Raw genomic sequence first — 15,958 nt, 5'->3', positions numbered from 1 at the left:
CTGCTTTTAAAGTGAAATTTTCAGTGGATTTGCAACCTTGTTCAAATCCACATGTAACTTTTTATCGGTTAATAGAAGCGGCCATCCGAATATAGGTATGACGCTTTCCTCTAATAGCAATCGAATAATCCATGATATTTTCTGGAATAGCAATTCCTGTATAACCGGCATCACCGATATGATGTAGATCAGCACCAACCATCTTATTTTGCAGGGCTATTTGTTTGATTGTAGTGGAATCAGCACCTTCTTGACTCGTACCTATTGTCAGCATGGCTAGGGCGCCGTTTTGATGAACCGTCGATACCCATTGGTTGGCGCGTTCAACGGTAATTCCAGGGACCGTTCCTGGAGACGGAATTAATATAACACTTGCACCTGCATGGATAAACTTTTCAATTATCTCGTCATTTAAAATGGAGTGTCCTGCTTCTCCTTTAACACCTGCACCATGCATTTTTCCTGCAATAATGGAGACATCATCACCAAGAATAGTTTTGGCATTACTAATAGCTTTTAAAATTTCGTCATTTGTTACACCTGTTTTAGGATTACCAGTTAAACAAACAAAATCAATGCCTAGTTCTTTTACTTTTAATAACGATTCAGTAGTAGCCGTGCGACCAACTGGTAATGTCAGGAGCTCCTCGGCTGCTTCAGCCGCTGGGTCAACAGGCTCAAGGTTAATGCCAATTGGTCTTCCTGTCAGTTCTTTTAACTTTTTGATTACTTGAGACCCTTCACTATCAATGCCTGCGATGGCTGGGTTATTGACGTCAAACATATTCAGTAGTAGAAGATCTGCACCAAATGCTGACACAATTTCAGGATTGGATATTTCTGGGTATAGAGGTTGTACCGGAACAACAATTTCTGAGACGATGGTTCTTCCTTCACTTGCTTGGATCGAGTCCAACAAATCTTTCCCTTTTAATTCTTTAAAATCTGATGCAAAACAGTTAAGTATTCGTTTCATACTAACTAAGCCTCCATTCATTTAATTGAACAAGAAATTCCTTAACCACAAAGTGATTAAGGAACTTCAATAAAACAGGGATTAAAAAAATCTACAAATTGCAAAAGTGCTTATTGTCATCCTTTTCGTATTTTATGAATTTCATCTGCAACGAATTGAACTTGTGTTCCGACAATAACCTGAATATTGTTTTTTCCAACAACATTAATTCCTGGAACGCCTGTATCCTTAATCTTTTTCTGATCTACTGCGTCCATATCTTTAACTTCTAACCGTAGACGTGTAACACAATTATCGACAGAAACGACGTTTTCGTCTCCACCTAATCCAGCATAAATTTCAGTTGCCATTACAGCTATTTTATCTTTACCACTTACAACTTTCTCTTCTCCAGCTACTGCGTCAAGATCTTCATCCTCACGACCTGGAGTAGCGATGTTGAACTTAGTAATCAAGAAACGGAACAAGAAGTAGTAGATAACACCAAATACTAGTCCTTGAACAAGTAGCATATAAGGCATGTTAGCCAATGGAAGTCTTGAACTTAGTACAAAGTCAACAAAACCTGCGCTGAAACCAAAACCTGCTGTCCAATCAAACATAGAAGCAATGAATAAAGAAAGACCTGTTAATGCAGCGTGAACTACATAAAGAAACGGTGCTACGAACATAAATGCGAATTCAAGTGGCTCTGTAACGCCGGTAAAGAAAGAAGCAAAACCTGCAGCTAACATCAATGATGCAACTTGTTTCTTCTTCGCTGTTTTAGCGGTATGATACATTGCTAAACCTGCAGCCGGTAGACCAAACATCATAATAGGGAAGAAACCTGCTTGATACATACCAGTTACACCTTTTTCACCTTCACCTGACCAGAACTTACCAATATCATTAATTCCAGCTACATCAAACCAGAACACAGAGTTCAAAGCATGGTGCAACCCAGTTGGGATTAAAAGTCTATTGAAGAAACCATATAGACCTGCTCCTGCTGATCCTAAATTACTAATTGAAGTACCGAATGATACAAGGCCAGAATAAACTAATGGCCAAACGAAGAATAATACAGCTGAAACTACGATCATAGAACCAGCAGTCATAATTGGCACAAGTCGTTTTCCACTAAAGAAAGCGAGAGCGTCAGGTAGCTTAACATGACTGAAGCGGTTGTACATAATCGCAGCAATAATACCTGAGATAATACCTACAAAAGCGTTTCCAATTTTTCCGAAAGCGGGATCAACTGTTGCTGGGTCAATGCCCTGTAACAAGGCAACTGTACTTGTTGAAAGTAGCGTTGTCGTTACGAGAAATGCAACTAGACCACTTAACGCAGCAGAACCATCTCGATCTTTTGACATCCCGAGAGCCACACCGACAGCAAAAAGAATTGGGATGTTGTCAATAATCGAAGCACCTGCTTTAATTAGAAATGCTGCAATCGCACTTCCAGCGCCCCAACCTGAAGGGTCAATCCAATAACCAATACCCATTAAGATCGCTGCAGCTGGTAAGACAGCTACCGGTAGCATTAATGAGCGTCCTAATTTTTGAAAATAATTCATCATTTTAAAAAACCTCCTATCAATAATTAATAAAAATAGTGCAAAACATAATCACTAAAATAAGTACGAAATACTATCTAGGCAGTCATCTGCATAGCCTGACTTTTGTTCCTCCTTTCATACTCATTTTTGTGAATATTTGATCTTCAAACGTATTTTAGCACAGTAACAATATAGTTGTCTATACCAATTATGCTTATGTTTATTATAAAAAGAAAATGCTTACATTACACTAAAATAAGTAGCCGATGGGTATAATGGTATAGAACAAACCAGTATGGGCTAATATGTATAGACAACTATACACTAAAATGATATTCTGAACGTAACCAAATAAAAGTATGGTGTGGTGTGAAAATGAAAAAAAATAATGTATTAATAAGAAACGCAAGTCTTTATTCAGAGAATGGATTAGTTGAAAATGCTTATATTAAATTGGTAAATGGCTATATTTCTTGTATAGGCTCCATAGAAACCTTAACTTCTTATGAAGGATTTGAAATAATTGATCTTCCAAGTAATTATAAAATAATACCGGGTATGATTGACGTTCATATTCACGGTATAAACGGTTCGGATACAATGGATGCTACGACTGAAGCACTACAAAACATGGCTGCTTCTGTACCAAGTGAGGGAACGACGAGTTTTTTGGCTACAACGATTACTCAAGATAGATCGACAATTGAAGCAGCACTTAAAAATGCGGGCGACTACATTAGGAATCATCAACAACCAGGCGATGCAGAGATTATTGGTATTCACCTAGAAGGACCGTTTATAAATAAGGATAAAGCCGGCGCACAGCCATTAGGTCATATTACTGACCCTGATTTATTGTTATTTAAAAAGTGGCAAATCCTTTGTAATAGTAAAATTAAACTAGTTACGTTAGCGCCGGAGCTACCAGGGTCAGAAGAACTCATTCGTTATTTAAAAGAAAATAAAATTATTGCATCAATTGGTCATTCCAATGCAACGGCAGACCAAGTTGATGTTGCAATTGAACAAGGATTGTCTCATGTTACTCATCTATACAATCAGATGAGAGAGTTCCATCACCGCGAGCCTGGTGTAGTAGGAGCCGCATTACTAAAGGATGAATTGATGGTTGAGATTATTTCTGATGGAATCCATTCTACCCCTCAAGCAGTTGACCTTGCTTATCGTCAAAAAACAGCAGATCGACTTGTACTAATAACTGATGCTATGCGAGCAAAATGCCTTAAAAATGGCACCTATGACTTAGGTGGACAGGAAGTAACAGTTACAGGTAACAAGGCATTCCTAGCCGACGGTACATTAGCAGGTAGTGTGTTAAAAATGGGGCAAGCGTTTAAGAATATAATGGAATACACCAATTGTTCCGTAGCTGAAGCAATTACCATGTCATCAACCAATGCTGCAAAAGAACTAGGATTGTTTGATCGAAAAGGAAGTATTGCGATTGGAAAAGATGCTGACATTGTTATATTAGACGATCATAATGATGTGTACATGACATTTTGTAAGGGACAGCTTGCATTCGCAAAAGGAGATGAACAGATATGAAAATTATAACTGCAAAAGATTATTCAAATATGAGTGAAATTGCTGCCTCTACCATATTGGAGAGGGTTAAGCAGTCATCGAAAATAACGCTAGGATTAGCTACTGGCGGGACTCCAGTTAAAACATATAACTATTTAATTAATGATTATAAAAATAACAAAACCTCGTACCAACATGTAGTAACCTTTAATCTTGACGAGTATACAGGTATGAAACCAACTAATCCAAATAGCTATCATTATTATATGGAAAAAAATCTTTTTGAGCATATTGATATTCCTAACAATCAAACACACCTCCCAAATGGTGCAGCCGATGATTTTGAACTGGAATGTAAGACTTACGAGCAAAAGATTGCAGAACACAATGGCGTTGATTTACAGATACTCGGACTTGGAAGTAATGGGCATATCGGTTTTAATGAACCAGGTACAGCCTTTGATACTCGTACACATATTGTTGATTTGTCGAGTGCAACGCGTAAAGCAAATGCAAGATACTTTGATAACATCGACGAAGTTCCAACACAAGCGATTACAATGGGTATTGCTACAATTTTGGAAAGTAAAGAGATATTGCTTTTAGTGTCGGGGGAAAGAAAAAGTAGAGCGTTAGAAAAATTACTTCATGGTGAAATAGACACGTCATTTCCTGCATCAATTCTTAATCAACACAAAAATGTAACAATTATTGCCGATAATGAAGCACTTAAGTATGTAGATATATCATCATCAATGATACGATAAAAAGAACGAAACCTAAGTGAGAGAGGGAGAACAAATGATGATTGATAAAAATTCCCCCATACCTATATATCATCAGTTAGAAGAATCAATCAAACAATTGATTGAAAGTAATCAACTAAAGCCCGGTGATTCCCTTCCATCTGAACGAGAGTACTCCGAAAAATATGGCATTAGCAGGATGACAGTTAGACAAGCGATTATTAATCTGGTTAATGAACGATATTTATATAGAATCAAAGGGAAAGGTACCTTCGTTACGGAACAAAAGTTTGAACAGAACCTTCAAGGATTAACCAGCTTTACGGAAGATATGAAAGCTAGAGGAATGAAGGCTAGTAGCAAACTAGTCAGTTTTGAAATCATTCCAGCTGACATTAAGTTAGCAAATCAACTAAATGTTCCTGAACACGGACCTGTATATGAAATTAAACGAATTCGTTTAGCTGAGGATATACCAATGGCGTTAGAGAGAACCTACATTTCAGCAAACTTAGTTCAAGGCTTAACAACTGAAATTGTACAGGATTCATTATATAAATATATCGAGGGTACGTTGCATATGAACATCGGGAGTGGAACACAAGTGATTGAAGCTTCAATTGCAAATAAGGAAGAATTAAAACTACTTGAGATACCCGAACTATCTCCAGTTATGATCATGCAACGAACATCTAGATTAGAAGATAATCGTATTTTTGAAATAGTAAAATCATCCTATCGCGCTGACAGGTACAAATTTATGATTGACTTAAAAAGAGGCTAATTCAAGGGTTGGAGTGTGGAAGATGAACGTAACAGAAACACTAAATAAAAATAGCTTAACAATAGATGAAATGGAACCGATCGATATTGTTACACTTATGCTAAATGAAGACAAAGCAATCGATCAAGGCGTAAGACAGGCATTGCCTCAGATCGCCAAAGCAATTGAATTAATTGTTGAACAATGGAAGCAAGGTGGACGTGTATTTATAGTAGGTGCTGGCACTAGTGGAAGGCTAGGGGTACTTGATGCTGTCGAGCTAGGTCCAACATTTTCAATTGAAGATGATCGCTGGATTGGGTTAGTAGCAGGTGGAAAAGAAGCGATGTGGAGTCCACTTGAACAACACGAAGATGATGAAGCAGTTGTAATAAATGAACTAAAATCATATTCTTTTAATCAAAAGGATGTAGTTGTTGGCATTAGTGCCAGTGGCTCAACCCCATATTCTGTATCAGCTATTAAGTATGCAAAAAGCTTAGATGCCACTGCTATTTCAATAAGCTGTAACCATGATACGATCTCAACAGATTTAAGTGATTGTGGCATCGAGGTTGTCGTTGGACCAGAGGTAATCCGAGGATCAACAAGACTTAAAGCAGGAACTGCACAAAAAATGGTTCTTAATATGCTATCCACTGCTACAATGATCCGATTAGGAAAAATCTATCAAAACCAAATGGTCGACATGCAACTGATTAACAAAAAATTAGTAAAGCGGGCTAAACAGACATTAATGGAAGTAGTAAATGTGTCAGAAACTGAAGCCCAACAGCTTATGAATGATAGTGGACAAGACTTGAAATCTGCCATCTTTATGAGTATTACTGAAGCAGATCTCAGCGAAGCGCAGGTCTATCTTAATGAAGAAAACGGACATTTAAAAAATGCCATAAAAGCTTATTATAATGCGAAAAACAATTAATTCTTCTACTTTGATTAGTAGAAGTTTTTTTATGGAAAAAAAAACAGAACTGATTCATCTGAAGAATGCGTCAATCACGGTGCTGAATGCGCTGAAATCAAGATGGAATGCTCTTATCCACAGATGTATGCGCTCAAGTCAACCGAAAATGCGCCACCCCTGAGATATATGCGCTCTAGTAGACCGAGAATGCGCTCATCCCTAGATAATATGCGCTAACCTTAACTCGCTTGTTTCAAAAATGTTAGTTTTTCAGCAGTCCCTCTTTATTTGAGTATATTTTTGTAATTTTAGGTCGAAATCCCTATAAAATTGTCGTAATTTATTCTATAATGGTAATAATAGGAATTTTATGTAATCGGATAAATCAATAATATAGTTAGCCTTGTAGGAATACATAATTTTCGAAATTAGTCTTGTCAACTATGTTGTCAGGAGAGGTCTTTTTAAAAGAAAAATTTTCTCTTTACTGCTTTTTTTAAAGTTGTTTTTTTAAGCGGGAAATAAGCGAATCAACAACCACCGTTTATGGGGAAGTGAAAGGTGAACAAGAGATGAGTAATTCACTTGGGGCTATATATATGGATCCATTAATTCAATTACATATTATCCAATAATCTAGGTAAGGAGCTAAAACAATGCCAAATAGGAAAAAGGAAATGAAAAGAATCAGAGGGCAAGTTGTACAATCTGTTACCACAGTTTTATTTCAGGTAAGAGGAGGGGATACACGTTTATTTAAAGGTGATGAAAATATAGGTGAATTACTTGGCAACAACATAGAAAGAGAACAACAGCTGTTATCTTCACTAGAAACTGAGTTAGATATAAAAATCCCATATGATGGAGAGAGTTTTCTGAAAGACAATAGTACGATAAATGATTTATTCTATTTTTTTACTAAAGAACTCATGATTCGTGAAGGAATTGCCATAAAACAAAATAAGCAAAACAAAAAAGATAACCGATCATTCTGGTTTTATTTGTTTATGTCACCGTTGTATTTAATCAGGTTCCTATTCTTATTAATTTGGTGGACAATCAAATATACATTTCTTGCAATCTGGTGGGTAATAAAATTACCTTTTCGCATTATAGGTTGGATTTTAGATCGTAAGTTTTTTGTTATTTGGTGGGGTTAATAACACTTAGTACTCGATAGCTTGATAAATAATTAGCTTCAGAAAACCATCTTAAGGGGAATATAACATGTTAACTTTATTACTGTTTATTTTATTATTTTTATCAGGATTAGCATTAATCATAGGATTTATTAAACCTAAATGGATCGTGTTATGGGATACTCCGGAAAAGAGAACTAGGAAAAAGGTGTTCGTGTACTTTGGACTAACTATTTCAGGTTCTGCAATCTTACTGATTGGGCTTGGCTTTGCCTGGATTATATCAGCAATGATATTATTTTTATTTCTGGGGTGTATCGCTCTAATTAGTTTGTTCGTTGGGCTTATTGCACCGACAAAAATAGTTATTTTAGGAAAACAAACAAGAAAAGGAGTGCTTTTACAATATAGCGGTTTGCTGGTACTCATTTTAGTGGGATTGGGAGTAATAGTGGGAGTTGGCATGGCCGATGAGGAAATAGATGAACGAGTGCTTTCCGGAGAATATGCGGGAGAACGTCAAGGGGAAATAAAGCACGGTGAAGGGAAAATTGCAAATAGTTCAACATCCTATGAAGGTAGCTGGGCAAATGATCAGCGAAATGGATTTGGAACAGAAGTTGTTGACCTTGGGTTAGCAGTAAATTATAAGTATGAAGGTAACTGGAAAGACGATAGAAAGCACGGACAGGGTACAGAAACAGGAAAAATTCTCTGGATAGATGTCATCTATGAAGGAGAGTACAAGAACGGATTAAGAGACGGCTACGGAAAGTATATAGATAGAAAAGGTAATATTTATCAAGGAGAATGGAAAGATGACTTACCATATGGTGAAGGAGAAATGATTCTGACTAACGGTGAGAAGTATGTAGGTCAAGTAAACGGCTGGACGAGACATGGTTATGGAAAAGCAACACTAAAAGATGGAACAGTAATGGAAGGTGAATGGGTCGATAATGAGTTGGTTGAATAAAGCCTTTTCTCTACTTAAATAAATGTATGGGCGTGTCCTTTCATGTGGTTTCTATTTATTTCTGCAATTATTCTGTTGGTCACTTTTCGACTGAACTATCCGAAAATTAAAGGGTATATTGGTGAAAGTTATATTAGCAACAAGCTAAAGAAACTGGATTCAGAGAAACACACAATTTTTAAAGACTTATACGTACCAACTGAAAATGGGGGGCACACAAGTTGATCAAGTCGTTACCTCACCGAATGGTATCTTTTTTATCGAAACGAAGCATTATGATGGTTGGATATTTGGAAATGAAAAACAATGATACTGACACAAGTAATTGAAAAAGTCAAAGTTATGTAATCCAATTTAGCAGAATTCAGGACACATACAAGCATTATCTAACTACCTACAAGAGGAGGACAAACACTACTTTTACTCCATTGTTGCTTTCTCGGGAAAAGCAACATCGGTATATAGTAATTTTGACCTTCATAACATTAACAAAAAAGCAGAAAATTTAATTATTACTGATCGAAAAGAATTAAAGGTTGTACGAAAGAATCATATTAACTCAGTAAAAGCGAAGACAAGAACGAAAAGTAGATCCTCCCAAAATAAAGTAGTGAGTATATCAGGACATTCTAATGACATAGAAAAAACCTTCAGGATAAAGAAAAGCAACTACGTGATAAGCCATCAAAAAAAATAGTGAGTCAGGACATAACAACAGAAGAATCTTCAGCTTGTCCAAAATGTAGTTCGGTAATGGTTGAAAGAAAAGGGGAGTACGTATAATTTCCCGAAATGTAAGTACACGAGGAAATCCTCCTAATAACCAGCCTAATCCAAATATAGTTTACAATAGCACTTATTATGTTGCAATTTGAAATATTCCCTGGGAAATAAGTAAAAAAATGGCAGATGGAATAGAGATATTTGACGAATATACATATACAGCAACCAAAAAATAAAATACACCATCAGCAAAAAAGTGAGCATCCTGATTTAAAAGTTAATCCGTTATAGAATAAAAAAACAATAAATATAGTAAGAACAGGAAATACTTATATCAATAGCAAAATCCCTTTAATGCATAGCAACCAGGATCCTCATCAAAATGAAAGAGTTCACTATGGTGATTACTATGAAAAAGAAAGTAATGCTTTTATTATTATCTTTTATGACAATAACTCATGTGGTAAGTGGGGAAGAGAAGCTTAAGATTGAAAAAGGTGAATTTATAACGATAGCACATCGTGGTGCTTCTGCTTATGCACCGGAGCATACGATGCAATCCTATAAGTTAGCAAAGGAAATGAATGCTGATTATCTGGAAATTGATGTACAAATGACAAAAGATGGCGTTCCAATTGCTTATCATGATCACAAACTTGATGATAAAACAGATTGGAAGGGAGAAATAGAACAATACAGATTAGATGAAATCAAACAAATTGATATTGGTAAGTGGTTTGGTGAAGATTTTCAAGGTGCTAAAATTTTAACATTAGAAGAAATTTTTAAACGATTTGGAACAGACACAAACTACTATATTGAATTGAAGAAAACGAATAAAGGTGTAGAAAAGACCGTTTACGACCTTTTATTAAAATACGATCTTAATTTGTCTAACGGACAAGTCATCATCCAATCATTCAGTCAGGATAGCTTGCTGAGAATGAAAAGCCTAAATGTCAGAATTCCTCTTATAAAGTTATTAGAAGACGAAAATGCACTAAATTTAACTGAACAGAAGCTCAAGGAAATTACCTCCTATGCAGCAGGAGTAGGTGTGAATTATAAGGCTGTTACGAAAGATTTTGTGGATCTAGCCCATAACAATAACCTGCTGGTACATGCATATACAGTTAATCAATTAAAAGTTATGAATGAAATGTTGGAACTTGGCGTCGATGGAATGTTTACAAATAAACCTGATGTTCTATTGGAGTTAAGCTTGTCGTTTACCTATTAGACAACTTCATAATGAGTTTTCATTAATTAACAATGTCAGGTCCATTATTTGGTAACCAGTCATTGTTAATTGTTTGTTTTAATTGATGGATGAGCCGTTATCCATGGGAAATGCGCTGTTCTCCGTACTGAATGCGCTGCTATCCATGGGAATTGCGCCGTTCTCCGGTCTAAATGCACTATATCCATCAATTATGCGCCGTTCACCGGATTAAATGCGCTACTTTAAGCGCCCACCTCCATAGTATGGCTATTGAACTTCCACAACAAATGTATAGGATGCCTCACCATTATCCCATTCCCCCAATAACTTCATATATATATTTTCCTTTTTCCGCAGGAACGTGGAATTGATCATTTTTAATAGTGATTTCTCTTACTCTTTCTTCTTCGTTCCATAAATAAGCAGTGATTTCAGGGTTACCTTTTGTGACAACCTCAATCCTGTTATCTTCTCCCAATACTATTGGCTCGAAATCTTCAGCTATTTGATTTGGCGATGCTGCATCAGTTTGTGTCACCTGTGTGGTTAATCCTTGTTTAAACTCCCACCTAAATCCTCCTGTTTCCATTTTGTATTCTTTGTCATTAATTACAGCAAACATAGATGGTGGCTGTTTGAAATCAGTTAATTCATCGGTCTGACTACTACACCCGACAATGAATAGAAATAATAGCACAATGATAAATTTCTTCACAAAATTCGCCTCCCTTATCATGATAGTCGTATTAAATATAATAAGGTTTCGTCTGAAATAGAGTTTACAAGAAAGGTAACCATTTACATTCATGCAGTTTGGAAAAATCGCCAGAAAGTGACAAGCTATTACCCTAAATTCCCAAACCTAGGTAATATAACTCATGCAGTGTTATAATTGATAAGGTTAATTAATTGAAAATTCTTATAATTATTTCTGTAAAAAGGAGTGATAGACATGAACATGGAAATGTTGGGAACTACATTATTCATTATTGCATGTGCACTGGTCGTAGTGTTTGGATTTATTTTTGCAAAACGTAAAGCAAAAGGAAAACCAAAGAGAACAAAGTATATCATTAGGGGAATAACTTTGATCGTCTTGTCGCCATTCACAGCGTTGGTAGTAGGTGCGATTATAGAACTTCTTTCTCTGGGTGCAGGAGGGGGCTGGATGATGGTCATATCATTATTTTATTTAACACCTGTTCTTTTTGTGGTCGGTCTTATTTTATTACTTATTGGTATTTTTAAAAAAGATACAAGTGTGGAGGAATAAAGTTTTTTTGCCTAGGGCTGATTTAACTTTTATTCGATTAGAAGACAAAGCAATTTCTATCCGACGAAATGACAATTTAAATCACATGAGAACATTACCTCGATATAGCATGTTGTTTCCGGTAGGCTGTAAAAGAGAAAATAGACATATTAATAAATTATGATTACATACATTTTTGGTAAACTACACCACTTCGAACGGTGTTACCTCAGGTATTTGATGTTACAAAAACACAAAAAAGAATGGTATTGGTTGAAAATTTGCATGATGTATGAAAACGGGAGAAACTATTTTAGATTTACAAGCTACTCCTAGTTCAATACAGGTAGGGGCAAAGAAGGTATTCACAGAAACAGATTTATCATTAATTAATCACCAGTTTTACAACCTTATATTCAGAGTTTTAAAAAGTAAAACAAGAGCGACCACAAGGACAATGCCGTTTTGAGTGTTGGGTCACAGTATCTAAGTTGGAAGAAATTACGATCTAAGAAACATTCAACTAGCGGAGGTCTATAGTTTATTGTCAGCAATGTCACAATCAAAGTTCCGATGTAATCTAACTCCATTCTATGATAATATAGGGATTAAAATGGATGTTGGGAGAAAGTTGAAAATGGGGAAAATAAAACATTTTGTAAGAACATTAAAAAGGGATCTTATCATTAATAAAATTGCTTCATCTTATGTTGTTCCTACGGTAATCAGGCATATCATCTATAAATGGTACGGAATTAAAACGAAAACCAAAAATATATCTCCTGGTTGTTTTTTTGGAGGTAATAATATTTCCATCGGTGAAAATTCTTTTATTAATTATAATTGCTTCTTTGATAACGCAGGAAAGATTGAGATAGAAAAAAATTGTTCAATCGCAATGGATGTATTGTTTTGTACTTCATCTCATGAAATGGGCAATAGTGATAAAAGAGCAGGCAAAGGGGTAGGTCAGCCTATCAAATTAGGACAGGGATGTTGGGTTGGTGCTCGTGCAACCATTTTACCGGGAGTTACAATCGGTCATGGCTGTATTATCGCTGCAGGTTCAGTGGTGAATAAAGATTGCGAACCAAACGGAATATATGCTGGGGTTCCTGCTAAAAGAATTAAAGAAATTGAATAAATTTTAATAAGATACTCTTAACTGAGTGTCTTTTTTTATTCCTTGGAGGGTTCAGTCATTGAAGCAAGCTTGTAAAAGACGAGAGTTTCCCGAAAAATTTACATCTATTTACCCTGCGTTAGGTTTGGTAAATTAAACACCTACTCATATTCATTTCGGGAATACGTTTTACCTAGTGTATTTTTTCCATTTTCTGCTTCAATTGCAACTGTAAATACCATTATTTAACCCCCTTTTAGTTACCTTGCTTTTGTAAAACAATCCGCTAGCTGACAAACCAGCCATCAACCCACATGATTTGTTCCTGAATTACTCCATTTACATAAAAAAATCCCGGCTTTAACGGGGAGGAGACTTCCCTAAATAAATATTAGTTAAGGTAGTAGCTTAAAAAAATGAGGTGGTACTAATTTTTTTGATAAGGCGATTAACGAAGATTATGCCTAGTGTCGATGTATAAATGTCGCTTTTTTTGACCATAAAGATAGTAAAAGTAAAAAGGGTGATACTTATGGGAGCGACAAGTTGGCTGATTATCATTGCTCATGTATTTTTACTTCTTGCTGAAGGTATGTCTAAGTCAGATGCTGTTAGTAAGGCTTCAGAAAGATTTGGTGTTAGTAAAAGTGAAATATTTTCTAGATTGTAAGCCCACTAGTCTGTGGGCTTTTTACTTTATAATCTGAATTAACAACACCCAACTAACGGAGGTCGTTTGTTGAGTTTCTCCCACTAGTATAATTTTCGGGATCCATGTTTACTCTTGTTTAAGTCCTCTGCAAAAATACCATACTTTAATTTACTAACATTGTGTTATGATACAAAAAATACTGGAAATACTTGGGTTATTTTCATACTTTCATATATAGTTTTGGCTTTGTCCTGAATCTATAATTGTTAGTGAATTACTTAATAGTGGGTCATTTCCAGTTCGATTGGGAGGAGGGACTAACTTCTAAAGGTAAATTGCAAACGCTTACGTTAATTAGAAAACTAGTATAACAGCAAATTTAGTGAATCTATTAACTCCGCAAGTTTACTAGTAGATTTAAAGAGTGTTATTAACTAAAATAATATAGAAAAGGTGATGTGAATGAGCAAAAAAGTACTTATTTTAACCGGTGATGCAGTAGAGTCCTTGGAAATCTATTATCCTTACTATCGACTATTGGAAGAGGGTATTGATGTTACGATCGCATCCCCAACGAAGAAAAGTCTGCAAACAGTTGTCCATGACTTTATTCCAGAGGTAGAAACTTATACGGAGAAGCTTGGCTATAAACTTGATTCTCATGCTGCAGTAGCTGATATTGATCCTGCTGATTTTGACGGTTTGATTATCCCAGGCGGTCGTGCACCAGAATACATCCGTATGAATGAAAAAGTGCAGGAAATTGCCGCACATTTCCTTAGTGAGGATAAGCCACTTGGGGTCATCTGTCACGGGATGCTAGTGCTAACTACCGTTAGACAGTATATTCAAGGTCGTGAAGTTACTGCTTATGGCGCATGCCGACCTGAAGTAGAGGCTGCTGGTGGAATTTACATGGAAAAAATGCTGCATGTAGATGGAAACATTGTATCCGGTCATGCATGGCCAGATTTGCCGGGATTCATGAAAGAGTTCTTCAAGGTTTTAAATGTAGAAAAGAATGTAACGGTATAACTTTAACCTTTAAAGATTCATATTATCCTGAAGCAAAAACACTCAGAAATTTTGTTGACGGGTTCACTTAAGAGGTGCAAATAACTCATTCTCCAATATTACCGCAGTGATATTCGTTATAGAATTCACTGCGGTATTTTTATTATGTGTTCAAATGATAATAGAGATAAAACAGAGATTGTGATATTTTGCACTACAGGAATGCTAAAGTTTTATATTAAAAATAAATAAGTACATATATTAATGTATATGGAGGATTGAGAGTGTGGATGTAAATGGATTTGTATATTCGGCAAAATTGACAAATGCTTTAGCGATTGAGGTTCCAGAGAGTAAATGGGATATTCAATTGATTCCAGAGTTAGGTACATTGAGAAAACTGTTTTTACATATGGTTCGGGTAAGTGATGTATATAGTGATGGTCTTAGAACTGGAACAGTTGAATTTCCCGGTACATTACCATCGAATGAAAATATAATTGACGAATTGGAAAGAAGTATGGAAGAGTTAGTTTCAACATTTAGACAAACAAAATTTAAACAAATAAAATTGGGTTCAAATTATTTGTCAATCGTTGAACTACAAGGTACAACAATACATCACGAGGGTGTTCATCAAGGACAATACTATGTGGCATTTAAACAGTCAGGCATTGCTTTACCTAAAAAGTGGGTTCTGGACTGGAATTTGTAGAGTATGGTAAAAAATGCACCTAAAGTAACTAAGTTTAGGGCTAAGAGAATTTATCTCTAAGCCCTTTTAATGCGATTTACAATGTGAAATAAATTGCGGAAAATCATGTGAATTTTGGTGCGTTTTTCATTTTGCACGTGTGTCATCTGCTAGACAGTTGCCAAAACAGATTTCACTATTTTTCTGTATATCTTTCATTGTTTAAATAAGAATAAAGTCTGTAACCAACTGGAATGATTGCAAGAATTGTTAACTATTTAGTCGTGTCGCTAGCAAATAGTAACCATCCGATAGCCAAAATAATGGCAAGAATAAAACTAAAGTTTCCGGAAAAACCATTAAGAGGTTTATTAGATAAGAAGAATGTTTTGGCTCCTTTCAAGTCTTTATCATAGCAATCCTCATGATATGGGACGACCTCAAAAGCTAATGTTGAAGTTACCAAGTCATCTCTTATCTTGATTTCTTGTAAGCACTTATCACAATAAACCTTCGACATAGCGTACACCCTTTTTTCAATAGATTCTCATGTATTGTTTATTAATAACACAATTCTAACATTAAATTGCAGTTTTTTTGTGGCTATTCTTTCTTGACTAATGTTTGCTAAAATTAATGATTAACCCAACCTGAT

General features: G+C 35.7%; 18 protein-coding genes. 14 read left to right on the top strand and 4 right to left on the bottom strand.

Annotated elements, in window-relative coordinates; all coding sequences use genetic code 11:
- Window positions 1–61 precede the first annotated feature (61 nt).
- On the bottom strand, window positions 62–976 hold the full coding sequence (locus GH741_RS01135; RefSeq protein WP_153734935.1) for a DUF7916 family protein: 915 nt from the start codon (window positions 974–976) through the stop codon (window positions 62–64).
- A 116-nt stretch (window positions 977–1,092) separates the two neighbouring features.
- Window positions 1,093–2,544: an N-acetylglucosamine-specific PTS transporter subunit IIBC gene (nagE, locus tag GH741_RS01130; protein ID WP_153734934.1), complete on the bottom strand. Its 1,452-nt coding sequence runs from the start codon at window positions 2,542–2,544 to the stop codon at window positions 1,093–1,095.
- Between the two features lie 354 nt (window positions 2,545–2,898).
- Here nagE and nagA point away from each other — a divergent pair, with 354 nt between their 5' ends.
- The 8 genes from nagA (at window position 2,899) to GH741_RS01090 (ending at window position 10,586) form a co-directional block, all read left to right on the top strand.
- Window positions 2,899–4,092 carry an N-acetylglucosamine-6-phosphate deacetylase gene (gene nagA / locus GH741_RS01125; protein ID WP_153734933.1) on the top strand — a complete coding sequence of 398 codons (1,194 nt, stop codon included), beginning with the start codon at window positions 2,899–2,901 and terminating at the stop codon, window positions 4,090–4,092.
- On the top strand, window positions 4,089–4,838 hold the full coding sequence (gene nagB, locus GH741_RS01120; protein WP_153734932.1) for a glucosamine-6-phosphate deaminase: 750 nt from the start codon (window positions 4,089–4,091) through the stop codon (window positions 4,836–4,838). The genes nagA and nagB overlap by 4 nt, the downstream gene beginning before the upstream one ends.
- Before the next feature lie 37 nt (window positions 4,839–4,875).
- Window positions 4,876–5,601 carry a GntR family transcriptional regulator gene (locus tag GH741_RS01115; RefSeq protein ID WP_153734931.1) on the top strand — a complete coding sequence of 242 codons (726 nt, stop codon included), beginning with the start codon at window positions 4,876–4,878 and terminating at the stop codon, window positions 5,599–5,601.
- 22 nt (window positions 5,602–5,623) lie between these two features.
- Window positions 5,624–6,526, top strand: a complete 903-nt coding sequence (murQ, locus tag GH741_RS01110) for an N-acetylmuramic acid 6-phosphate etherase (RefSeq protein ID WP_153734930.1) — start codon at window positions 5,624–5,626, stop codon at window positions 6,524–6,526.
- A 638-nt stretch (window positions 6,527–7,164) separates the two neighbouring features.
- Window positions 7,165–7,668 carry a hypothetical protein gene (locus GH741_RS01105; RefSeq protein ID WP_153734929.1) on the top strand — a complete coding sequence of 168 codons (504 nt, stop codon included), beginning with the start codon at window positions 7,165–7,167 and terminating at the stop codon, window positions 7,666–7,668.
- 67 nt (window positions 7,669–7,735) lie between these two features.
- Window positions 7,736–8,623 carry an MORN repeat-containing protein gene (locus GH741_RS01100; protein WP_153734928.1) on the top strand — a complete coding sequence of 296 codons (888 nt, stop codon included), beginning with the start codon at window positions 7,736–7,738 and terminating at the stop codon, window positions 8,621–8,623.
- 205 nt (window positions 8,624–8,828) lie between these two features.
- A complete protein-coding gene (locus tag GH741_RS22390) occupies window positions 8,829–8,933 on the top strand; it encodes a nuclease-related domain-containing protein (RefSeq protein WP_153734927.1) in 105 nt (34 codons plus the stop codon).
- Window positions 8,934–9,728: 795 nt separating this feature from the next.
- Window positions 9,729–10,586 (top strand): glycerophosphodiester phosphodiesterase family protein, encoded by an 858-nt coding sequence (locus GH741_RS01090; protein ID WP_153734926.1) that lies wholly within the window; start codon window positions 9,729–9,731, stop codon window positions 10,584–10,586.
- A 289-nt stretch (window positions 10,587–10,875) separates the two neighbouring features.
- Here the strand turns inward: GH741_RS01090 and GH741_RS01085 are convergent, their stop codons facing one another.
- A complete protein-coding gene (locus GH741_RS01085; protein WP_153734925.1) occupies window positions 10,876–11,283 on the bottom strand; it encodes a hypothetical protein in 408 nt (135 codons plus the stop codon).
- A gap of 237 nt (window positions 11,284–11,520) precedes the next feature.
- Between GH741_RS01085 and GH741_RS01080 the strand changes: the two genes are divergently transcribed.
- From GH741_RS01080 to GH741_RS01055, 6 genes are all read left to right on the top strand, one after another.
- The gene (locus GH741_RS01080; RefSeq protein ID WP_153734924.1) at window positions 11,521–11,841 is read left to right on the top strand and encodes a hypothetical protein; all 321 of its coding nucleotides are present in this window, start codon (window positions 11,521–11,523) and stop codon (window positions 11,839–11,841) included.
- Window positions 11,842–12,112: 271 nt separating this feature from the next.
- Window positions 12,113–12,289 carry a hypothetical protein gene (locus GH741_RS01075; RefSeq protein ID WP_153734923.1) on the top strand — a complete coding sequence of 59 codons (177 nt, stop codon included), beginning with the start codon at window positions 12,113–12,115 and terminating at the stop codon, window positions 12,287–12,289.
- Between the two features lie 168 nt (window positions 12,290–12,457).
- A complete protein-coding gene (locus GH741_RS01070; protein ID WP_153734922.1) occupies window positions 12,458–12,964 on the top strand; it encodes an acyltransferase in 507 nt (168 codons plus the stop codon).
- Between the two features lie 511 nt (window positions 12,965–13,475).
- Window positions 13,476–13,613: a hypothetical protein gene (locus GH741_RS01065; protein ID WP_153734921.1), complete on the top strand. Its 138-nt coding sequence runs from the start codon at window positions 13,476–13,478 to the stop codon at window positions 13,611–13,613.
- A gap of 444 nt (window positions 13,614–14,057) precedes the next feature.
- Window positions 14,058–14,630 (top strand): DJ-1/PfpI family protein, encoded by a 573-nt coding sequence (locus tag GH741_RS01060; protein WP_153734920.1) that lies wholly within the window; start codon window positions 14,058–14,060, stop codon window positions 14,628–14,630.
- 265 nt (window positions 14,631–14,895) lie between these two features.
- Window positions 14,896–15,324: a DinB family protein gene (locus GH741_RS01055; protein ID WP_338079182.1), complete on the top strand. Its 429-nt coding sequence runs from the start codon at window positions 14,896–14,898 to the stop codon at window positions 15,322–15,324.
- A 253-nt stretch (window positions 15,325–15,577) separates the two neighbouring features.
- On the opposite strand, the gene GH741_RS01050 is transcribed toward GH741_RS01055, so the two are convergent.
- Window positions 15,578–15,823 (bottom strand): hypothetical protein, encoded by a 246-nt coding sequence (locus GH741_RS01050; protein WP_153734919.1) that lies wholly within the window; start codon window positions 15,821–15,823, stop codon window positions 15,578–15,580.
- Window positions 15,824–15,958: the final 135 nt, after the last annotated feature.

The organism is Aquibacillus halophilus (genome assembly GCF_009649745.1).
Classification (GTDB): Bacteria; Bacillota; Bacilli; order Bacillales; family Amphibacillaceae; genus Aquibacillus; species Aquibacillus halophilus.
The sequence above is the reverse complement of the archived record's forward strand: the minus strand, read 5'-3'. Positions and strand labels throughout refer to the sequence as shown.